Source organism: Stenotrophomonas sp. 2YAF26 (genome assembly GCF_052114625.1).
In the GTDB taxonomy this organism is placed as follows: Bacteria; Pseudomonadota; Gammaproteobacteria; order Xanthomonadales; family Xanthomonadaceae; genus Stenotrophomonas; species Stenotrophomonas indicatrix.
This window is the reverse complement of sequence record NZ_JBFRFC010000010.1, coordinates 24771-45621: the sequence shown is the minus strand read 5'-3', so window position 1 is coordinate 45621 and position 20851 is coordinate 24771. Positions and strand designations below refer to the sequence as shown.

The following is a 20851-nucleotide window of genomic DNA, read 5'->3' as shown; positions in this document are numbered from 1 at the left end:
GCGCGATGAATTACCGGTCGAGGGGTTGACAGTCGATTCGATTACGCGCGTAATCGAGTCGTCGATTACGGATGTAAACCATGACCCCGATCAGCGAAGCCGAAGCCGTTGTGATGGAGGTGCTGTGGCAGCAGGCACCGCGTAGCGCCGACGAGGTGGTGGCCGCATTGGCCCACCGCGACTGGGCTGAGCCGACCATCAAGACCCTGCTCAACCGCCTGCTGACCAAGGGCGCGATCGCCGCCGAGCGCGATGGCCGGCGCTATCTGTACCGGCCGCTGCTGCAGCGCCAGGCCTGGGTGGAAGCGCAGAGCCAGGACTTCCTCGGGCGTGTCTTCGAGGGCCGGGTGGCGCCGCTGGTGGCGCACTTCAGCGAACGCGGCCAGCTCAGCGCGCAGGACATCGCCGAACTGAAGAAGCTGATCCAGGAGCTGGATGATGAATGAGCTGCTCGACGGACTGTGGCGTGCCAGTCTGTGGCTGGCGCTGGGCGTAATCCTGCTGGCGGTGACGCGGCCGTTGCTGGTGCGATTGGGCGGCGCCGGGCTGGCTTACCGCAGCTGGTGGCTGCTGCCTCTGTTGTTGGTCACGCTGCTGATTCCCCTGCCACATGTCGCGTTGTTGCAGCATGTGCCGACCTTGCCGCTGAAGGTCGTGCCGGAAGCCGTGGACAGCCTGCCAACGGCGTCGCTGCAATGGCCTTTGGTGCTGTTGCTGGTGTGGACGCTGGGCACAGGCGCCTGCCTGCTGCGCGACCTGCGTGCACAGCGTCGCTTCGAGCGGAACCTGGGCGCGCTGCGGCCACGCTCCGATGGCAGCTGGCAGGCCAGTGGCGATCCCGGGCTGCCGGCGCTGGTGGGCCTGTGGCGGCCGCGCATCGTGGTCGGCCCCGATTTCGACCAGCAGTTCACTGCACAGGAGCAGGCACTGATCCTGCAGCACGAGCACAGCCATCGTCGCAATGGCGATCACTGGGCCAACGGCGTACTGCTGCTGATGCGCGCGGTGTTCTGGTTCCATCCGCTGCTGCCATGGGCCGCACGCCGTTTCCTGCGTGACCAGGAACTGGCCTGCGACGCCCGCACCATTGCCCCGCAGCCTGCGCTGCGCGGCCTCTACGCCAGCACGCTGCTGAAGGCGCAGCTGGTCCATCCGGTTGCGCCGGCGGTATGCCACTGGCGCAGCCAACCCGTGTTGAAGGAGCGTATCGCCATGTTGAAGCAGTCCAAGCGGAAGGCATTGCCGTGGGTGTCGGGGCAGGTGCTGGTGGTCGGGTTGTGCCTGGGCGTGGGGGCGGTGGCGTGGGCCAGCCAGGGTGGAGCAATGGCGGCCGGCCCAACCGTGGCCGTCATGGATCGGGAGATCCGGGTCGACAAGATGCCACCACCGAGCTACCCGAAGAGCGCGTTCGAGCAGAGCCAGACAGGCGTGGTGGTGCTCCGCGTCGACGTTGATGCGCAGGGTGCTGTCAGCGATGTGCGTGTAGTGAGCGCCACCAATCCGGGCGTGTTCGAAGCGGTATCGATTGCAGCAGCGCGAAGCTGGACCTATCGCCCGGCGCTGAAGAACGGCAAGCCGGTGGCGGGCGCAGTACGCATTCCGATCACCTTCGCCATGGATGAGAGCGACGAGGTGACGGAGACCGCCAGGTGATGCGCTTCGCACTGCTGTTGGCAGCGGGGATGCTGGCAGGCTGCGCCACCCAGGAACGGTTGACCACCGTCGATACCCGCAATGAGAGTGTCGGCCATCAGCGCCTGCATGCGGAAGGGAAAGGCGGCAGCGGCCAGGTGCAGGCGTACACGCTGGGAGCGACCGAAGGCTATCGGATGCCGCAGCTGTATGCGGCGCCGGATCCGCAGATTGGTGATCGTGACCCGCGCACCGAAATGGCGGCGACCACGATCTGCCTGCAGGTGGTGATCGATGCCGAAGGTGCTGTCGAGCGCAGCCTGGCGCTGGTCGACCGCAGCGAATGCGCTGCAGGCGCGGCGAGCGAGAATGCGCCGCTGTTGCAGGCTGCGCAGGAGGCGGTGGCGATGTGGAAGTATTCGCCCGCCGCGGTCTGCCACTTCGCCCCCGGCAAGGTGCCGAGCGACCGTGGCGACTGCCAAGGCGCCGAGCGAGTCGAACCGGTGCCGGTGAGCCTGCTGTACGCCTTCACCTTCGAGATCGTAAAGGGCCAGCATGTGGTGCGGAGGGAGGGGCGGTAGCGGCAGGCCATGCTGTCGGATACGGTGATGTAACGGTTGTTGACAATGGCCGGTTTCGGGCGTATCTAGGCGGCTGGGGCTTGGGGGCGCAACGCCCTACCCAGGGGAGCCGCCAGTGCTTGGCGGATCAATCGCAGTATCAACGTGTTGACGACGTCATGGATGGCGCGTGCGCGAATCCATGCGAGGGAATACGTATGGATTCGGCATTCCGCTTGATGTCCTGCCTCCTGCCCACTCGACGCACCCAGGGAGCCGCTACGTGGCGGATGTGTCGCGAACTCTATCCTTTTTCCGCTGCACTGTTGAGCGTCATTGTCTGCTTGGCATCTGCTGAGGCTGACGGGCGCATCATCCAGAATCAGCCGGGAGCGGGTGGTGCCGGCTCGGGCGCAGGACAGGGCATCACCAACCTTCCCCGTGTGGATGCTGTCCCCGACGGTGTAGTGCCTGGGCGACTGGATGGGTTCATGGCGCTCTGGGGCGTTCCTTCAAATCTTTTCCCTAGGCCAAATCAATGGGATGACTTCGTCGAACCCAGTAAGGGAGAGCCGGACCAGTCGGGGAAGGATGCCGCCGACGAGTGCCCCAAGAGTGGCAACCCGGTGGTTCTTCGCACCGGTACGAAGGTGGAAACCGAACTGGATTTCACCGGCGGTGGTGAGATGCCATTGACGCTCGAGCGCACCTTCAACTCGGCTGTGATGGATCGCTTCAACATCTTCGACACGTGGTACAGCAACCTTGATCGGCAGTTGGTCGTCTACACAGACTCGAACGAGGCGCGCATGCGCCGCCCCGACGGTCGCTATCTGGTATTCAAGCGAGGGGGAGACGGCATTTACCGGGAGGATGGTGCTCAGCAGAGTGGGCAATTGAAGTCAGTTGCGGGCGGAAAGTGGATCTACCTGAGCCCCGACCTGACTACGGAGACCTACGAAGGCACCAGAATGGTGGAGATCCGAAACGCCAATGGAGTGCGCTGGACCTTGAGTTACGGTGGTCCTGAAGGTGCCCAGCTGCAGCGTGTCACCCATAGCAATGGCCGCTATATGGAGTTCACGTGGATCCAGAAAAATGCGCAGACTGGCGTTGATCCGCGTGTGATCAAGGTGCGGGACCCGCAGGGAAACACCATTGATTACGGCTACACCCAGGACGTGTACGGGTTCCTGGAGTCGGTTACCTACAACGGCACTCCTGCCACCACGGTCAAGTATCACTACCTGTACAAGGAGTTGGGGCAGACCTACGGACTACCGCTGCTCACGGGGAAGTCGATCAATGGTCGCCGCTACTCAATGTTCACGTACGACGAGAAGAACCGAGCGACTTCGACGGCGCATACGGGGGGCGTCGAGCGGTTTGGTTTCGCGTATGAACCGGGAGCCAATGGAGAGAGCGTTACCGTGGAGACCAACCCGCTGGGAAAGGTCGCCCGCTATCGTTTCAAGGACAGGAGACTGGTCGCCATCGAAGGACTTCCGTCGGCCAATTGTGCCGCAGGGGTTGGCGAGACACATTACGACGACAATGGGAATAAATCGCTCACGTCCGATTTCGAAGGGAACCTGACCCGCTACCAATATGACGCCCATGGGCACCTTCTTCGTCGCGAGGAGGCGAGTGGAACTCCCGTGGCGCGTGTAGCGATCTACGAGTGGGACGAGCAGAGCAATCGGATCTCCTCCGAGACTCTGCAGGGCGTGCTGGAGACCAGTTACGCCTATGACGGCAATAATCGATTGACCTCCAGGTCTGAGAAGAACCTGGTACCCGGCAATGCACAGGGGGAGGTTCAGACAACTACCTTCAGCTATCAGCTGCATCCCAATGGCCTGGTAAGCAGGATGGTCGAGGATGGGCCGGGCCCAGGGGCAGGTGATGCGGTGATATCGACCTATTCGAGCATGGGCGATCTGGTGCGGATCGAGAACAGCCTTGGGCACGCCGTCGTCATGGGCGACTACACGGGCTACGGATATCCCGGCTATTCGATTGACGAGAATGGCGTGCGTACGAATTTCACCTATGACTCACGAGGACGACCTGCCGAGGTGCGGCTTGAACTGGCCGCTGGAACGCGGACTACCCGGTACGAGTACGATGCCTTTGGCAAGCTTGCCTCAGTAACTGGCCCGGATGGTGTCCGCATTTCCAATCTCTACGACGTGGCCGGGCGCCTGCTCTCTACGTCAATGCCGGAGCCAGGCGGGAGTTTTGCGGAGACCCGGTACACGTATAACGCACTGTCACTTCCTGTCAGCGAAACCATACAGCGGGTGTTCGCCGATCCGGGCCGAGGGACTCAGCCATGACCGCGCTTTTCCGCATTGTTCTCGGAGCCCTGCTGTTGATTGCAGCGGTTGGAAGTGCCTCCGCCGAGGGATGGATCAGGCTGGACGGCCCTCCAACCAACAGCTACCAGGCCCCCGCAGTTTTCGAGTTGAAGGTGAATTGGGGAGTCACCACCACAGGTCCCAAGGCGGAGTACATCGATGGGCTGAGGCTGTTGCGCAATGGCATTGTGGTGACCATCCAGGCGGGTGGTGTATATCGCGAGGCAGGTCTCAGTCCGGGGACCTATTACTACGAACTGCGTGCCGATGCGGTGCGCAATCTTCCCGATGGCGATCAGACTCGACGGTCGTTGGTATCGGCGGTCGGTCCAATTACGGTCAATGCACCTCCGGCACCTTTCGACGGCGCCGAGTTCGTCGGTTCGACAATCCCTGGTCCCCTGCAGCATCGCACGCCCTATACGTTCACCGCGACGGTGCGCAACAGCGGAAATACCACTTGGCCGGCAGGCAATGAATATCAGCTGGGAGGAGCGCATGACAGCTACGCCAGCACGTGGTCATTCTCCAATGTTCCTGTGCCGCAGCCGGTCGCTCCAGGGCAGACGGTCACTTTCAATATCAATGTGACCACTCCCCCACCTGGCGAATATGGATTCCAGTTGCAGATGATGCGGAACGGCGTCGGGCGCTTCGGTGCTTCGTCAGGTCTGGCGACACTGTGGGTGAATGGTCCGATCAACAAGGCGCATTTTATTGATCAGAACGTGCCTTCGCAGATGGAAGCAGGGAAGACATACAACGTCTCCCTGCGCATGAACAATGCCGGAAACACTACGTGGAGTCCGGCCGCGGGCTACGCGCTGGGCGCGCTGAACAATAGCACCGTATGGGGCAGTCATCGCCTTGCGTTACCTGGTGACATTGGTCCAGGCGCCACGGCGGTAATCAATGCCCAGCTGCGTGCCCCAACCACGCCAGGCGTGTACAACTTCCAGTGGCAGATGGTGCAAGACGGGGTGGAGTGGTTCGGTGTCTACACCACCAACGTGGCTGTCACAGTGACAGCGCCTCCTTCGGTCGTCACCGGCAACATTGATGGACTCTCAAGTGATGGAACGTCATTGCGTGGCTGGGCTTGCAGCACAAGCCGCAATGATCCCATCGACGTTCATCTGTATGTCCGTGGTGCGGCAGGGCAGGGAGGAGTATTTCTCGCCAGTGCCCGCGCCGATCAGGTCAGTGAACCCGCCGTAGCCACGGCATGCAAGGCGTCCGGCACAAATTACCGCTTCACCATTCCGCTGAACTATGCCCAGCGTCGTGAGCAGGTTGGGCAACCGCTGTATGTCCACGGTATCTCGCCTGTTGGAGGAGCGAACAGCCTGATCGGTTCGTCTGGCACGTATCGCGTCCAGCCGGCACCGGTAGGCAGCATCTCTGCGAGCCCGAGTCCGTGCACGATTCCATGGGGACAGTCGACCTGCTCCACGACGGTCCAGTGGCTCGTCTCCGAAGGCGATGCGCAGCTTTGGGGGGCTGTTGGCAATGGAGCGGGCACTCAGTTGGCGTCTGGGCCGAGCGGCAGTGTCGCTCTGACCAATGTAACTACCGCCGGCATGCGCCTGTGGCTGATGAGTCGGGGTGAGAATATCGCGGAGACGGCCGTGTCGACGGTGGCCGGTGTCCAGCCAGGGGAGGTGCTCTCGCGGATCACCTACAGTTACGACGAGCTCGGCCGGATGATTGCGCGTGTTGAAGGTGATGGAACAATTTACCGTCAACGATTTGATGGCAACGGTAACGTTGTTGAGCGGATCAACGGGAAGGGTGAAAGCGAGGTCTACACTTACGATGCACTCGGGCGGCGCGCGAGCTCGAGGAACGGTGCCGGAGCAATCATTCGCTACCAGTACAATGCGTTGGACAGCATCACCGCACTCACCGATGCCAAGGGCCTGATCACGCATTACGTCCGCGATGGATTCGATCGTCTCTGGCGGCAGGAGAGTCCAGATACTGGGGTAACCACCCTTTCATACACTCCGCCGTCGAGAGTCATGAGTACCACGCGGGCTGATGGAGTGATCGTCAGTGCAATCTATGATGCGCTCGGCCGTGTTCGTTCAATCTCGTCTGGTTCTGATGAACGAATACTGGACTACGATGCATGCCCGAATGGCGTGGGCAGGCTATGCACTGCCACCGTTGCCGACTCTACATTGAAAATTGGATACGCTCAGGATGGACAGATGGCCTATCGCGAAGAGCAGCCTGCGGTTCCTGGTTTGGCAGTTGCGCGAACGGCTTTCTCCTACGATGCTGCGGGAAGGTTGTCTGAGATGGTTTACCCGGACGGCATGGTTGTAACGTATGGATACAACGGCGCATGGCTCAGATCACTCTCAGCGCGTGGTGCTGGCTGGAACAAGGAGTTCATCACCGATGCGACTTATGCGGCGAACGGTGGTTTGACTGGATGGATCATGGGTAACGGGGTGGCACATCGACGACATTATGATTCGGCAGGAAGGTTGGATGGGCGTAGGGTGCTTTCCGCGAACCAAACGACTGTGCTTGATGACATCTCCTATACTTACGACGGCGCGGGAAGGATAAGTTCCATCATTGACAACATCGATGGCGCAATGAGCCAGTCAATCGCCTACGATGCAGCCGGACGAATTGGCACCCTTCAGCGCAACGGCGTTTCCCATTCCATGACCTATGATGGAAACGGAAATTGGTTGAGTCATTCCGACGCGGGATCATTGCGAACTTACCAGTTCGCAGAAACAAGCAATCAACTGGTGGGCTATGTAACCAGCCGTCTAGGGGATGTCGATCGCCACTATATCTACGACTCAGTGGGGAACCGGGTTGGAGAAAGCGCTGCCGGGGATCAGCGAGTCTTCTACTATGATGGATTCAATCGCCTGCAGCGCGTTGAAGTCAATGGCGTGGAGACGCGCTACACAATAAACGGAACAGGGCAGCGTATCGGAAAGTCGCGTTCCGGGGGGATGGCCACCTATGCTTACGGTGGGCAGAATCAGATTGTTGCGGAGAAGGACGGCACTGGAGCGTGGAAGAACTATATCTGGTTCGGCCAGGTGGTGGTCGGTGTCACGCAGGGAGACCAAGCCTATCAGGTCCATGCTGATCATCTTGGCCGTCCCGCATTGGCAACGGGTGCGTCTGGTCAAGTTGTGTGGCGCGCCTTCAACTATGCCTATGGAAGAACGGTCACCTTGGATCAGATGGGAGGACTCAACCTTGGATTCCCGGGACAGTACTATGATGCCGAAACGGGGTTCTGGTACAACGGCTTCCGTGACTACGACCCTGGCATAGGACGCTATCTCCAGAGTGATCCCATAGGGTTGGGGGGCGGTGTCAACCCCTATACCTATGTTCGCGGGGATCCCATCAATCTGGTTGATCCATTGGGTCTGGCTGATCGCTATGTATTCGACGGAGAGAGTTTGGTCGGTTACAACCGCTATGCGCCTCCGTCGCTCGATTCATCGCTGAAGGGTTCTGGATTGCCGGAGTGGAGGCAGGAGATACGCGTACCTGCCGTCTCCGGGCCTTGGGGCAAGGGAAAGCTGCCTGAAGGAAAGTACGGTGGTCGAAATTTGAGGAACCGTTCCGGTACAAAAGCAATGACCTGTCCAGATGGCAATGGTTGGAGTTTGGATCTGGATGACAAGGACGGGAGGAAGTTATTGCGAATTCATCCGGACGGAAATGTTCCGGGAACCGAAGGTTGTGTAGGTGTTGTATGCGGATACCATAATCAAGTTCATGACTCATTGATGAATGGTCTCCTTAGGAATGGGGGGCAAATCGAACTGGAAGTGGAGTACAAGCCATGATAATGGGTGAGAAATTGCTGCTGTTTGGGCTTGTTGCAACTCTCGCGTGTCCTGCTCTAGCGCAGCCACGTGATGCGGGTGCCGACCTGGTGGTCATCGGGACTAGATTGATTGCCGAATACAACAGGAAGGACCATCGTTCGGATGAATCGAGCGGTGAGTTCATTGAGGATGTGGTGATTCCTGCTGTCCACAGCGTTGTTGATCGGGGCGCGGGCAAGCTCTCCGGTGCTCAATTGGATGCGTTGGCTGAATTTTTCTGGGTGGCCGACGGTCTGGCGAGTGAGGAGGTGAGCGAGATCGCAGCGGAGGTCTATTCGGTGCAGAAGGCAGGCATATGCCTGTCGCTTGCGAAGCTTGCGAAGGCGAAGCGCGCGATTGTCATCGAGCGTATCGTCAGCGGAGTGAATGCCTCTGGCGCCAAAGCAACACCAGGAACTGTGTGTCGGTAGTCGCGTGTGATCGCTCAGGAGGCAAGCAGAGCTCGCCTCCTGAGCGTCTTGTTGGCATTCCTCACGCCCCGCCCTGGATGTTCGCCTTCACCGCCGGCTGCATCAGCGCCGGTTCGGCCAGCGTCGCGTCACGGGCCTGGCGCACGCTGACGAATTCGGCTTCGGCCACGCCGTCATGCACGTGGATGTTGTGCGCGCGCTGCTCACCAATGGTGGTTTCGTTGGCGAACGCGCGACCACCGGGACCATAGTCGTGGCAGACAAACACGCGAGTCGCATCGGGCAGGGACAACAGCTTCTGGATCGAGCGGTACAACTGCGCGGCATCGCCGCCGGGGAAATCGCAGCGTGCGGTGCCGCCATCGGGCATGAACAACGAATCGCCGGTGAACAGCGCATCGTCGATCAGGTAGGCGATGCTGTCGCTGGTGTGGCCGGGTACGGCGATGATGCGCCCCTGCAGTTCACCCAGTGCGAACGTCTCGCCATCAGCGAACAGGTGATCGAAGACGGCATGTTCCTCGGGCAGCTGCAGGCCATAGCGCGGTGCAAACGTGGCCTGCACCGCACGGATGCCTTCGCCGATGGCCAGCGTCGCCTGCGGGAACCGTTGCTTCAGTCGACGCCCCGCCGACACGTGGTCGGCATGGGCGTGGGTTTCCAGCAGCCAGCGCACGTGCAGCTGCTGTTGCGCGATGGCATCGAGCATCGCGCGCACCGGCGATTCGCTGCTGGCGTCGGTATCCGGGTCGTAATCCAGTACCGGGTCGATCAGCGCGGCCTCGCTGCTGGCCGGGTCGCTGACCAGGTAGCTGAAGGTGTTGCTGTCACGGTGGAAGAACGATTGCACCTGGACCGACATCGGGCACTCCTCAGCGTGTGGCGAGCACGCGGTTCAGCAACTGCGCCAGGTTTTCACCGGCCAGTCGCAGCTGCGCTTCGGCCACCGGCCGGTAGCGCGTGGTGTAGTCGTCGCCGATCTTACGCGAGGCAGGGTAAACGCCAGGTTGCACCGAAATGCGGCAGCTGGCTTCAGCCCAGCTGACCGGATCGCGCTGCGGGTTGGACTGGCGTGCCAGCTTCGGCGCCGGCAGTGCGCGCAGCACCGGCAGGTAACCGGCATCGTCGACCTTGCGGGTGTTGAGCATGCCGCTGTCCCACAGCGAGTGCAGGTTGGTACCGCGGTTGCCGAACTGCAGCTGGAAATCGTTGCCGCCCTTGTCGTGGCCGTAGCCGGCGTGCATCGGCTGGTGGATGTCACCGACCAGATGCACGACGAATTTCAGCGCCTGCAGGCGCTCGCCATCGGTCAGGCTGCGGTCGCCGAGGATCGCGCTTTGCGCCTTCAGCGCTTCGACGATGCAGTTGCCGCTCTTGCAGTGCTTCGGCGCCTCGTAGTGGCAGCCATCTTCGGCGATGTTGACGTAGTGCCAACCGGCCGAGCGACGGCCCAGGCCCGGGTCCTTGGCGCGCAGCTGGTCGGCCCAGGGCGCGATGCTGGCAAGGGTGGCGCCGGGTTCGGTGGCCAGCAGGCGGTCGACTTCGGCGCGCGTGGCCGGGTTGAGGCGGCTGTCGGCGACTTCGGCGACCAGGCGGTGGCCTTGCGCGCCCCAGGCATGGGCGGGTGCGGACAGGGTCAGCAGGGCCGGCGCGAGGGCGGCGGCGAGGAACAGGGAGTGCAGTGCTTTCATCCGCTCATTCTAGCGGGGTGCGGAGAAGACGGGGCTGGCATGACCACCCATGGATAGACAGTGGGGACCTCGTCGGCTTTTCTGGTTGAATGAGAGCCGGGCACTGCAATCACAAAAGCAGCCGGGAGAGTGCCCCGCGTGGTGGAGTTGACCAAGCGAAGAGCATCGTTGTGGTTTCAGGGATTTAGCCGATAGAGCTCGAGAGGTATCGTGGTTATTTCGACGTCGACTCTATTGGTTCCGCTGCCAACGCGCCGCCATTTGCCGGTTTCGAAGTCGAGCTTCTCCACTGCACGCCACCATTTGTTGAGGCCAATGGCCCCGGATGCCGCCTGTCGGGGTGCGCGAGCAGCAACGACGAGATAGACGGGGGAAAGATCATCGTCGCCATACTCGCCGACAAGGAACGATGAGTTCGACAGCCAGCCTGAGATCTGGGCGGATGGAACGCCGAGACTATTGTCGACGAAGCCCAGGTAGTTGACGTTCTTCAGAGCGGATTGAACCTGTCTGGTCACACCAAAAGTGCTTTGCTGATCCGAAGCAAGGTTGCGCGGGTTGTTGTGTTTGTCGAGCAGCCCAAACATGTCATTCCCATTCGAGACACTGGCGACATTGCTGACGTCGTGGGTGATGAAGTTCGAGAAGCCAGTGACGCCGAATGCGAAAGACCAGCCGGCGAACCAGCGCAGGTCATGAAAGTTGGCGTACTCGAAAGGGTCTTGGGCCAGTGACGGATGTGCGGACTGCACATTCTGAAGGTAAGCAATAGGCGTTTGCCCCCTGGACCTGGCGAGATTCGAGATGATCGACATGTTCTCGGACAAGAGGAGATCCCTCGCTGCCGGACACTTCCTGAATGAAGGAGTGAAGGGGTAGATGTCAAAGGAAAGGTAGTCTGGACGAACTTCGTCAGATATTCGGCGCGCGAACGTGGAGTAGTGAGCCACCATCTGCGCGGTCCTGTCTGGATGCTGGATGTTTCCTGCTGTGCAATCTAATCCATAGTCCGTGGGCTGCATGGCGCCGGCATGTTCAGAGCCTGCATAGCTGCCAGCGTTGGCGTGCAGTGGGAACAGATTGATGAACACCTTCATGCCGGTGAGACGAGGGTCGGCTTTGACGCACCGGTTCATGTCTGCGAGCGGGGAAATGTCTGCTTCTGGCGGCTCGTCTTTAAAATGAAGGCCCACGAAGCTCTTGCCAAACTCTGCTCTGAGCTTGACTAAAACCGGGTCAACCCGCTCTTGGATGAACTTCTGGCAGTTGAATTTTCCGGCCTGGGTTGCAGACTCGAACGTCCAACGCTCATACGTATAGAACTCAAGCCCTCGTGCACTGATCGGGGTAGCAATGGTGCGCAACTGGCTTAAGGTTGCCGACGGCACGAGAAAGCGCGTGACACCCATTTCGGCGAGCTGATCGACTACTTTTTCTGCCATCGCAGGATTGTCGAGGTAGCAGTCTGGGGCAAGGTCATCACAGGATCCTCCGGACATCATGGCGAACGTGCCATCTGCGACGGTGGTAGCGTGTGCCGCTGGTGTTCCTAGGAGAAATGCGATAGCGATCCAATTCACCTTCATTACTGAGATCCTTTTCTTTCCGGTGGGTGGGTCTGCAACTTCTCGACGCCTGGCGCATTCATGCGTTTCTAACAGGGCATTACCATCGCAGGGAACTTTAGATAAAAAAAGCCCCGGCACACACATACCGGGGCAACATGCTGCGAGGGTTTTGCCTGTAGCGGGGGAGCGGGGGCGAAGCCCCCGCCAAACAACCCCTTAGAACTTGAAGACGTAGGACGCGCCGTAGACCAGCGGATCGATGTTGACCGTGCCGATCTTCTCGCCGTCCAGCTTCACCTTGCTGTCGATGTCGATCCAGCGCATGTCCACGCGCAGTGCGCCCTTCTCGCCAATCGCGAAGTCGATGCCCGCATGCGCGGCCAGGCCCCAAGAATCCTGCAGCTTCAGCTTGCTGTTGGCCAGCGCACCGGTGGTGTCTTCGCTGAAGAACGTCGTGTAGTTCAGGCCGGCGCCCACGAACGGCGACACCTTGCCCTTGCTGTTGAAGTGGTACTGCAGGGTGACCACCGGCGGCAGCTGCTTGGTGCTGCCCACGCGGCCGAGGCCGTTGATGTTGATGTCGTGCTTGAACGGCAGCGCCGCCAGCACTTCGATGCCCAGGTTGTCGGCGATGAAGTACTCACCGGTGATGGTCGGCTTGACGTCGTTGTCGACGTCGACCTTCAGGGTGCCACCGGCCAGCCAGCCGTTGTTCGACTTCGGCGCGACCTGGTGCACGCCAGCGGAAAGGGTCCAGTCGCCCTTGGACTGGGCCATGGCCGGGGCAGCGGCCAACGACAGGGCGGCGGCCAGGCTGGCCACGATCAGGGGGGAGGTCTTGCGCATGGGGGTGATCTCGTTGCTGGGTGGATGTGGCCAGTCTCGGCCTCACGCCGCGCTAACGCTTTGATCCGGATCAAATCCTGTCCGGCCCCCGTCCCGGCGGCGGGCTTGGCCGGCGGTGGTCAAGGCCGGCCTGCTAGACTTGTGGGCCCTATCCACCCCGCCGCACCTGTCGCGGCTGCAGGAGCTTGAGAACATGGCAATCAAGGTTGGTATCAACGGTTTCGGTCGCATCGGGCGTAACGTCCTGCGCTCGGCGGTGCTGAACTTCGGCGACGACATCGAAATCGTGGCCATCAACGATCTGCTGGAGCCGGATTACCTGGCCTACATGCTCAAGTACGACTCCGTGCACGGCCGTTTCAAGGCCGACGTAGCCGTCGATGGCAAGGATCTGCTGGTCAACGGCAAGAAGATCCGCCTGACCCAGGAACGCGATCCGTCCAACCTGAAGTGGGACGAAGTCGGCGTCGACGTCGTGCTCGAAGCCACCGGCCTGTTCCTGGACAAGGTCAGCGCGCAGAAGCACATCGATGCCGGCGCCAAGAAGGTCATCCTGTCGGCACCGTCGAAGGACGACACGCCGATGTTCGTGTTCGGCGTGAACGACAAGACCTACGCTGGCCAGGCGATCATCTCCAACGCCTCGTGCACCACCAACTGCCTGGCGCCGCTGGCCAAGGTCATCAATGACAAGTGGGGCATCAAGCGCGGCCTGATGACCACCGTGCATGCGGCCACCGCCACGCAGAAGACCGTCGATGGCCCGTCCAACAAGGACTGGCGCGGCGGCCGCGGCATCCTGGAGAACATCATTCCGTCCTCCACCGGTGCCGCCAAGGCCGTCGGCGTGGTCATCCCGGAACTGAACAAGAAGCTGACCGGCATGAGCTTCCGCGTGCCGACCTCGGACGTGTCGGTGGTCGACCTGACCGTCGAGCTGGAAAAGGAAGCCACCTACGCCGAGATCTGCGCCGAAGTGAAGGCACAGAGCGAAGGCGCGCTGAAGGGCATCCTCGGTTACACCGAAGACAAGGTCGTGGCCACCGATTTCCGCGGTGAAACCCACACCTCGGTGTTCGACGCCGACGCCGGCATCGCCCTGGACGGCACCTTCGTCAAGCTCGTGTCGTGGTACGACAACGAGTGGGGCTATTCCAACAAGTGCCTGGAAATGGCCAAGGTCGTCGCAGCCAAGTAAGGCCTGCGAAGATCGTCGCGCGAACCCCGGCCTGGCCGGGGTTCGTCGTTTAAGGGGCCCGGCCTGACGTAGCATGGGCCCGTCGACCGCCGCCATCGTGGCGCGGGATCGCATTGGAAGGCGAGGAATGGAAGCACTCTTGGTCCTGGCAGTACTGGTCCTGCTGGCGATACCGCTGCTGCTGGTGGTGGCGCTGGTGATGATTGCCGGCCTGCGCCGGCGGGTCGCCGCGCTGGAGGCCGCACAGAGCGTGCAGGCCGCGCCCACTTCGGCAGAGACGCTTGKCCGTGCGCCCACGGCAGTGGCCGCGCCGCCGCGCGCGCCTGCGGCATCGCGCGAACCCGGCAGCGAGCCCTCGTTCCTGCGGCCCACGGCGGCCACGGCCCCGCCTCCGGTTGCCGCCCGCGAGGAGCTGCCGCCACCGGTCCAACCCGCGCGTCCGTCGCCGCCACCGCCGTTGCCACCTGAGCCCACATTGCCGCCCTTGCCAGCGGAACCGGCCCTGCCGAACCTGGTCGAGCGCGCGATCGGTGCGGTCAAACACTGGTTCACCCAGGGCAATGTGCCGGTGAAGATCGGCATGCTGGTGCTGTTGGCCGGCGTTGCTGCGCTGCTCAAGTACGTCAGCGACCAAGGCTGGCTGGTGGTGCCGGTCGAGCTGCGGCTGGCGGGCATCACCGTCGGTGCGCTGGGCCTGCTGGCCTTCGGCTGGCACCAGCGCGAGCGCCGGCGGATGTTCGCGCTGGCCCTGCAGGGGGGCGCCATCGGCGTACTGCTGCTGACCATCTTCGCTGCCTTCAAGCGTTTCGATCTGCTCGCGCCCGGCTTCGCTTTTGCCAGCTCGATCGCGCTGGTGGCGGGGCTGTGCGTGCTGGCGGTCGTGCAGAACTCGCGCACGTTGGCAGTGCTGGGCATCCTGGCCGGCTTCATGGCGCCGCTGTGGCTGTCCACCGGCAGTGGCAACCACGTCGGGCTGTTCAGCTACTACGCCGTGCTCAACGCGGGCATTTTCGCCATTGCCTGGTATCGCCCGTGGCGTGTGCTGAACCTGATGGGTTTCGCGTTCACCTTCGGCATCGGCACCTTCTGGGGCGTGCTGCAGTACGACGCGGCCAAGTTCGCCAGTACCGAACCGTTCCTGCTGCTGTTCTTCGTCTTCTATCTGCTGATTCCGTTGTTGTATGCGCGCCGGCAGCCGGCCGGGCGTCGCGATCTGGTCGACGGCAGCCTGGTGTTCGGCACGCCGCTGATTGCCTTCTCGCTGCAGGCCGGCATGCTGCACGAACAGCCGATGACGCTGGCCCTGTGTGCGCTGGGCCTGGCAGCGATCTATGCGCTGCTGGCACGGGCCCTGATCGCGCGCGCGTCGTACACGGTGCTGGCGCAGTCGCATGCGGTACTGGCGGTGGGCTTTGCGACGCTGGCGGTGCCGTTGGCATTCTCGGCGCGGGCCACCGGTGCGGTATTCGCGCTGGAAGGCGCCGGCCTGGCGTGGCTGGGGTTGCGCCAGAAGCGCTGGTTGCCGCAGGTGACCGGTGCGCTGCTGCAGCTCGCCGCCGCATTCGCATTCGTGGTGGGCGCCGACCATTGGCACCAGGACCAGCGTTTCCTGCTCAACCCGACCGCGATCGGCGCACTGCTGCTGGCCGTGGCGGGTTTCGCGGCGGCGTGGAGCTATCAGCGAAGGCAGCGCCATGACATCGCCCTGGCGTACTACCTGTGGGGCCTGCTGTGGTGGTTGGGTGGTGTCGCCCATGAGATCGGCCGCTTCTTCCAGCATTCGGCGCAGGCCGATGCTGTGTTGGTGCTGGCCGCCGTCACCGCCTGGCTGGCCTCGGAGGTGCAGCGCCGCATGCCGGCGCGTGCGCTGGGCGTGACCGCGCTGGTGATGCTGGCAGCGGGCTTCCCGTTGGCGCTGCTGCAGAGCGATGCACACCAGCAGCCGTTTGCCGGCTATGGCGCATTGGCATGGGCAGTGTTCGCCGTGCTCGGCGTGCGCAGCCTGCTGTGCCTGCGCCAGGGCAATGGTGGCGTGGCCCGTATCGCGCAGTTCCTGTGGTGGCTGCTGTGGCCGTCGCTGCTTTCGCTGCTGGCCCTGTGGGGCGGCGGCGACGCGCGCCTGGCGCAGGGCTGGACCGCGTTGCTGGTCACCCTGCCGTGGTTGCTGCTGGCAGCGCTGTCGCTGTGGCGCTGGAACGTGCTGCGCTGGCCGCTGGGTGCTGCGTTTGATCCGGTGCGCCTGCCGCTGCAGTGCGTGATTTTCGCGGTGCTGGCGCTGGCCTGGTTGTTCGGCCTGACCCTCGCGGGCGACGCCACGCCGTTGCCGTGGTTGCCGCTGCTCAATCCTGCCGAACTGGCACAGTGGGTCAGCCTGCTGCTGATCGCGCGCTGGCTGTATGACGTGCAGGGACCGGCGCCGCTGCAGCGGTTGCGTGTGCCGGTGCTGGCCGTGGCCGGTTTCATCGCGTTGACCAGCACGGTGCTGCATGGCGTGCATCATTGGGGTGGGGTCGCCTGGGATCCGACGATGGCCCGCTTCAGCCTGGCCCAGACCAGCCTGACCGTGTTGTGGAGCGTACTCGGCGTGATCGCCTGGGTGTGGGGCTCGCGTCGCGGCCAGCGTGTGCTGTGGATGGTCGGTGCCGTGTTGATGGCCGTGGTGCTGGCCAAGCTGGTGCTGATCGACCGCCAGCATCTGGGCAACCTGCTGGGGATCGCATCGTTCATTGCCTACGGCCTGCTGTGCACCGTCGTGGGCTACCTGGCGCCCGCGCCGCCGAGCGCGCCGCCAACCGTGGAGGAAAACCAATGAGTAAGTGGAGCCGAGCGTTGCTGCCGGTCTTGTTCGGCGTGGCCGGTGCGGTTGCCGCGCAGGCCACGGACTACCGCGCGCAGTACGCCGAACAGTGGCCACTGAGCCTGTCCAGCGCGCAGTCCGGTGCCTATCGGGTGGTGCTGGAGCCGGCGATCTACCGCCGCGCAGGCGCCGCTGATCTGGGCGATCTGCAGGTGTTCAACGCTGCCGGCCAGGCATTGCCATCGGCGCTGCTGGCGCCGGACCAGCCGTTGGCGCAGCCGCCGGTGCAGCGCGAGCTGCCGTGGTTCGCGCTGCCACCGCTGGCCGAGGCCCAGCGCAACGACCTGCAGCTGCTGACCGAGCGCGATACCGACGGCCGTGTGCGCCGGGTCGAGGCCAGGCTTGGTGGTGGCGCGGTGGCGAACGGGCAGGGCGGCTGGTTGATCGATGCTAGCGTGCTCGGCCAGCAGCCGCTGGCAGCGCTGGTGCTGGACTGGGCGGAAAGTGGCCAGCCGCTGCAGGCGCAGGTACAGCTTGATGCCAGCGATGATCTGCAGCGCTGGCAGTCGATCGCCCGTGATGTGCCCCTGGTGGACCTGCAGCGTGCGGGCAAGCGCTTGCTGCAGCGACGTCTGCAGGTCGACAGCAATGTGCGCTACCTGCGGATCCTGCCGCAGGGCGAGGCGCGCCTGCCGGAGCTGCGCGGTGTATTGGCCGAGCTGCCGCCGGCACCGGCAACGGTGCCTTGGGAGTGGCTGTCGCTGACACCGACCGCGCAGGGCAAGGGTGAATTCACCTTTGAACTGGACGGGCGATTCCCGGTGACCCGGGCCGATGTGGCCAGCACCGACAACAGCTTGGTGCAGTGGACCCTGTTCAGCCGCGACGACGAAAGCGCCGAATGGCAGCGCCGCAGCGCGCCCTGGATCGCCTATCAGCTGCAGCAGGGTGCCCCGGGCCAGCGCCAGCAATCGGCGGCACAGCCGTTGGGCGGCATGTACCGCGACCGCTACTGGAAGCTGGTCGCGAGCCCGGTGGAGACCACCAGCGCCCCGACCCTGCGCCTGGGCTATCAACCGGAAGTGATGGTGTTCCTCAGCCAGGGCGCAGCGCCCTACGCGCTGGCCGTGGGCAGTACGACCGCGCGCCGCGCGGAGGCGCCGATCACGGTGCTGATCGAGGAACTGCGGCAGCGCAATGATCCGTCGTGGCAGCCGACGCTGGCACGCTTGGAGGGCAGTCCGGAGGCGCTCGCCGGTGACGCAGCGCTGAAGCCGCAGCACGACTGGAAGGCGTGGTTGCTGTGGGCGTTGCTGGGGCTGGGCGTGCTGGTTGTTGGTGGACTGGCGTTGAGTCTGCTGAAGCAGAAACCGTCGCCTTCGGCGTAGTTTGCAGCGAACGGCGCAGCCCCTCGTGGGTGGGCAGTCGTTGAGAGCAGAAGCCGTGGTCTGGCCGGGCGGGTGGACTGTGCAGGGGACGCCGCAAGTACGTCCTTGTAGGCTTGGCAGCCGCATCCATGCGGCTGACACCCCTGCCCAGCCCACCCGCCCGGCCTCCGACAATTTCCGTGTGCGTCCACCCACGGAAGAGAAAAAAAGAAGAGCAGGAGCCAAAGCGGGTCGCTTCGCTACACGGCCATCGAGGTCGGAGCCTTTTTCCGCAGGAAAAACGGATCCGACCCCTTCTTTTCTTTCTTAATCCGACACCAGAAACTGCTTTTGCTTCCGCCGTCCGCTCCGCCTCATGAACCTGTCGGGGCCGGGGCGGTATGGGTTGGCAGGGGTGTCCGCGGCATGGATGCCGCGGCCAAGCCCCCAGGGATGGGTTTACGGCGTCCCCTGCCAACCCATACCACCCCGGCCCACCCACAGCACCACGAAGCGCCAGCGCTCTGGCCGTTGCCGTTGCCGTTGCTGTTGCACCTGCTGCTGGCCTCTGCCTGCCGCAGGCATCGCCACCCGATACAATGACCGTCTGCCGCACGCCGGCATCCCATCTCCAGAGCCAAAGAGTTGCCCATGTCCATCGTCCGCATGACCGACCTCGACCTCTCCGGCAAGCGCGTGCTGATCCGCCAGGATCTGAACGTGCCGATCGAGAATGGCCGCATCACCTCCGAACAGCGCATCACCGCTTCCCTGCCGACGCTCAAGCGCGCGCTGGAGCAGGGCGCGGCGGTGATGGTCACCTCGCACCTGGGCCGCCCGAAGGAAGGCGTCTGGAGCGAAGCCGATTCGCTGGCGCCGGTGGCCGAGCGCCTGTCGGTGCTGCTGGGTCGCGAGGTGCCGCTGGTGCGTGACTGGGTCGACGGCGTCGACGTGCAGCCGGGCCAGCTGGTGCTGCTGGAAAACTGCCGCATGAACGTTGGCGAGGGCAAGGACGATGAAGCCCTGTCGAAGAAGTACGCCGCGCTGTGCGATGTGTTCGTGATGGATGCGTTCGGTACCGCGCACCGTGCGCAGGCGTCCACCCATGGCGTGATCCGTTTCGCCCCGGTCGCTGCCGGTGGCCCGCTGCTGATGGCCGAGCTGGATGCGCTGGCCAAGGCCCTGGATGCGCCGGCCAAGCCGCTGCTGGCCATCGTCGCCGGCAGCAAGGTCAGCACCAAGCTGGAACTGCTGGCCAACCTGGTCGGCAAGGTCGACCAGCTGATCGTCGGTGGCGGCATCGCCAACACCTTCATCGCGGCGGCCGGCTACAAGGTCGGCAAGTCGCTGTACGAACCGGACCTGCTGGATACCGCCCGGAAGATCGTGGCCGACGCCAAGGCGCGGGGTGCGGATATCCCGCTGCCGGTGGACGTGGTCACCGCCAAGCAGTTCCTGCCCGACGCGGCTGCCGAAGTGAAGGCCGTCGATGCGGTGGCCGAGGATGACCTGATCCTGGACATCGGCCCGCAGACGGCCGCGCAGTACGCACAGCTGATCGCCAAGGCCGGCACCGTGGTCTGGAACGGCCCGGTCGGCGTGTTCGAGTTCGAAGCATTCAGCAAGGGCACCGAAGCGCTGGCCCGCGCCATCGCCAGCTCGCCGGCGTTCTCCATCGCCGGTGGTGGCGATACCCTGGCCGCGGTCGACAAGTTCGATATCGCCCAGCAGGTCAGCTACATCTCCACCGGCGGCGGCGCGTTCCTGGAATTCCTGGAAGGCAAGACCCTGCCGGCGGTGGCTGCCCTGGCCGCGCGCGGCGCATGAGCGTCGATCCGCGGATGGATGGAGAAGAGCGTGCAACGCTCTTCTTCGACATGGACGGCACGCTGATCGATTCGGAAGTGGGCATCACCACCTGCATCGCCTATGCGCTGCAGAAGATGGATTACCCGGTGCCTTCGCAGGAAACGCTGCTGGGCTGGATCGGTCCGTCGCTGCGCACCACGTTCGCGCCGCTGTTCGGTGATGCCGAACGGGTGGAGCAGGCCGTGGCCTTCTATCGCGAGCGCTTCGACGTGGAAGGCTGGCGCGAGCACACGATCTATCCGGACATCGAAGTGGTGGTACGCGCGCTGCACGCACGCGGCCATCGCCTTGCGGTGGTCACCGCCAAGAACGAGCCGCATGCCCGCCGCATCGTCGAGCATCTGCCGTTCGGTGACCTGTTCGAGGACGTGATCGGTTCAACCCCGGATGGCTCGCGCAGCAGCAAGCCGCAGCTGGTGGGCGAGGCGCTGCATCGCCTGCGGCTGGCGCCGGAGTACTGCTGGATGATCGGCGACCGCCGCATGGACATCGAGGGTGCCCGTCACCACGGGCTGCGCAGTGTGGGCGTGCTGTGGGGCTTTGGTGGCGAGCAGGAGCTGACCGAGGCCGGTGCCGGGCAGCTGGCCCGTGATCCGGCGCAGCTGCTGGCCTTGCTTGCCTGAGTTGGACGATGCCGCGCGCCGGGCCTTGCCCGGCGGCGTTTCCGCTGCC

Annotated in this window: 15 protein-coding genes; 11 read left to right on the top strand and 4 right to left on the bottom strand. The window is 63.4% G+C overall.

Annotated elements, in window-relative coordinates; translation table 11 throughout:
* Positions 1–80: 80 nt before the first annotated feature.
* The 6 genes from AB4Y98_RS12125 to AB4Y98_RS12100 all read left to right on the top strand — a co-directional run bounded on the left by AB4Y98_RS12125 (position 81) and on the right by AB4Y98_RS12100 (position 8843).
* Positions 81–446, top strand: coding sequence for a BlaI/MecI/CopY family transcriptional regulator (locus AB4Y98_RS12125; protein WP_363731880.1), 366 nt, complete (start codon positions 81–83; stop codon positions 444–446).
* Complete coding sequence (locus tag AB4Y98_RS12120; protein WP_442244428.1) at positions 439–1653, top strand: M56 family metallopeptidase; 1215 nt, start codon at positions 439–441, stop codon at positions 1651–1653. The genes AB4Y98_RS12125 and AB4Y98_RS12120 overlap by 8 nt, the downstream gene beginning before the upstream one ends.
* Complete coding sequence (locus AB4Y98_RS12115) at positions 1653–2213, top strand: hypothetical protein (protein WP_312786501.1); 561 nt, start codon at positions 1653–1655, stop codon at positions 2211–2213. The genes AB4Y98_RS12120 and AB4Y98_RS12115 overlap by 1 nt, the downstream gene beginning before the upstream one ends.
* A gap of 269 nt (positions 2214–2482) precedes the next feature.
* A complete protein-coding gene (locus AB4Y98_RS12110) occupies positions 2483–4531 on the top strand; it encodes a DUF6531 domain-containing protein (protein ID WP_222388454.1) in 2049 nt (682 codons plus the stop codon).
* Entirely contained in the window at positions 4528–8391 is a 3864-nt protein-coding gene (locus AB4Y98_RS12105) for an RHS repeat domain-containing protein (RefSeq protein ID WP_442244427.1), read from the top strand. Before AB4Y98_RS12110 ends, AB4Y98_RS12105 begins: the two co-directional genes overlap by 4 nt.
* Entirely contained in the window at positions 8388–8843 is a 456-nt protein-coding gene (locus AB4Y98_RS12100; protein WP_222388456.1) for a hypothetical protein, read from the top strand. Before AB4Y98_RS12105 ends, AB4Y98_RS12100 begins: the two co-directional genes overlap by 4 nt.
* A gap of 61 nt (positions 8844–8904) precedes the next feature.
* Here the strand turns inward: AB4Y98_RS12100 and AB4Y98_RS12095 are convergent, their stop codons facing one another.
* From AB4Y98_RS12095 to AB4Y98_RS12080, 4 genes are all read right to left on the bottom strand, one after another.
* Complete coding sequence (locus tag AB4Y98_RS12095) at positions 8905–9705, bottom strand: MBL fold metallo-hydrolase (RefSeq protein WP_312107362.1); 801 nt, start codon at positions 9703–9705, stop codon at positions 8905–8907.
* 10 nt (positions 9706–9715) lie between these two features.
* Positions 9716–10534 (bottom strand): S1/P1 nuclease, encoded by an 819-nt coding sequence (locus AB4Y98_RS12090; RefSeq protein WP_394197489.1) that lies wholly within the window; start codon positions 10532–10534, stop codon positions 9716–9718.
* Positions 10535–10710: 176 nt separating this feature from the next.
* Complete coding sequence (locus tag AB4Y98_RS12085; RefSeq protein WP_394197491.1) at positions 10711–12120, bottom strand: hypothetical protein; 1410 nt, start codon at positions 12118–12120, stop codon at positions 10711–10713.
* Positions 12121–12318: 198 nt separating this feature from the next.
* On the bottom strand, positions 12319–12948 hold the full coding sequence (locus tag AB4Y98_RS12080) for an OmpW/AlkL family protein (RefSeq protein WP_279208871.1): 630 nt from the start codon (positions 12946–12948) through the stop codon (positions 12319–12321).
* Between the two features lie 193 nt (positions 12949–13141).
* Between AB4Y98_RS12080 and gap the strand changes: the two genes are divergently transcribed.
* The 5 genes from gap (at position 13142) to AB4Y98_RS12055 (ending at position 20802) form a co-directional block, all read left to right on the top strand.
* Positions 13142–14146, top strand: coding sequence for a type I glyceraldehyde-3-phosphate dehydrogenase (gap, locus tag AB4Y98_RS12075; RefSeq protein ID WP_025874252.1), 1005 nt, complete (start codon positions 13142–13144; stop codon positions 14144–14146).
* 127 nt (positions 14147–14273) lie between these two features.
* Positions 14274–16958, top strand: a complete 2685-nt coding sequence (locus AB4Y98_RS12070) for a DUF2339 domain-containing protein (protein ID WP_442244426.1) — start codon at positions 14274–14276, stop codon at positions 16956–16958.
* Positions 16955–18331, top strand: coding sequence for a DUF3999 domain-containing protein (locus tag AB4Y98_RS12065; RefSeq protein ID WP_442244425.1), 1377 nt, complete (start codon positions 16955–16957; stop codon positions 18329–18331). Before AB4Y98_RS12070 ends, AB4Y98_RS12065 begins: the two co-directional genes overlap by 4 nt.
* Before the next feature lie 630 nt (positions 18332–18961).
* Positions 18962–20137, top strand: a complete 1176-nt coding sequence (locus AB4Y98_RS12060) for a phosphoglycerate kinase (protein ID WP_025874255.1) — start codon at positions 18962–18964, stop codon at positions 20135–20137.
* Positions 20134–20802, top strand: a complete 669-nt coding sequence (locus AB4Y98_RS12055) for an HAD hydrolase-like protein (protein WP_442244424.1) — start codon at positions 20134–20136, stop codon at positions 20800–20802. The genes AB4Y98_RS12060 and AB4Y98_RS12055 overlap by 4 nt, the downstream gene beginning before the upstream one ends.
* The last annotated feature ends 49 nt before the right edge of the window (positions 20803–20851 follow it).

Bases quoted from the DNA above. Each gene is read 5' to 3' on its own strand.
- AB4Y98_RS12120 (WP_442244428.1), top strand. From the start codon at position 439: ATGAATGAGCTGCTCGACGGACTGTGGCGTGCCAGTCTGTGGCTGGCG.
- AB4Y98_RS12090 (WP_394197489.1), bottom strand. From the start codon at position 10,534: ATGAAAGCACTGCACTCCCTGTTCCTCGCCGCCGCCCTCGCGCCGGCC.
- AB4Y98_RS12055 (WP_442244424.1), top strand. From the start codon at position 20,134: ATGAGCGTCGATCCGCGGATGGATGGAGAAGAGCGTGCAACGCTCTTC.
- AB4Y98_RS12065 (WP_442244425.1), top strand. From the start codon at position 16,955: ATGAGTAAGTGGAGCCGAGCGTTGCTGCCGGTCTTGTTCGGCGTGGCC.
- AB4Y98_RS12110 (WP_222388454.1), top strand. From the start codon at position 2,483: ATGTGTCGCGAACTCTATCCTTTTTCCGCTGCACTGTTGAGCGTCATT.
- AB4Y98_RS12105 (WP_442244427.1), top strand. From the start codon at position 4,528: ATGACCGCGCTTTTCCGCATTGTTCTCGGAGCCCTGCTGTTGATTGCA.
- AB4Y98_RS12080 (WP_279208871.1), bottom strand. From the start codon at position 12,948: ATGCGCAAGACCTCCCCCCTGATCGTGGCCAGCCTGGCCGCCGCCCTG.
- AB4Y98_RS12115 (WP_312786501.1), top strand. From the start codon at position 1,653: ATGCGCTTCGCACTGCTGTTGGCAGCGGGGATGCTGGCAGGCTGCGCC.
- gap (WP_025874252.1), top strand. From the start codon at position 13,142: ATGGCAATCAAGGTTGGTATCAACGGTTTCGGTCGCATCGGGCGTAAC.
- AB4Y98_RS12125 (WP_363731880.1), top strand. From the start codon at position 81: ATGACCCCGATCAGCGAAGCCGAAGCCGTTGTGATGGAGGTGCTGTGG.
- AB4Y98_RS12085 (WP_394197491.1), bottom strand. From the start codon at position 12,120: ATGAAGGTGAATTGGATCGCTATCGCATTTCTCCTAGGAACACCAGCG.
- AB4Y98_RS12095 (WP_312107362.1), bottom strand. From the start codon at position 9,705: ATGTCGGTCCAGGTGCAATCGTTCTTCCACCGTGACAGCAACACCTTC.
- AB4Y98_RS12100 (WP_222388456.1), top strand. From the start codon at position 8,388: ATGATAATGGGTGAGAAATTGCTGCTGTTTGGGCTTGTTGCAACTCTC.
- AB4Y98_RS12060 (WP_025874255.1), top strand. From the start codon at position 18,962: ATGTCCATCGTCCGCATGACCGACCTCGACCTCTCCGGCAAGCGCGTG.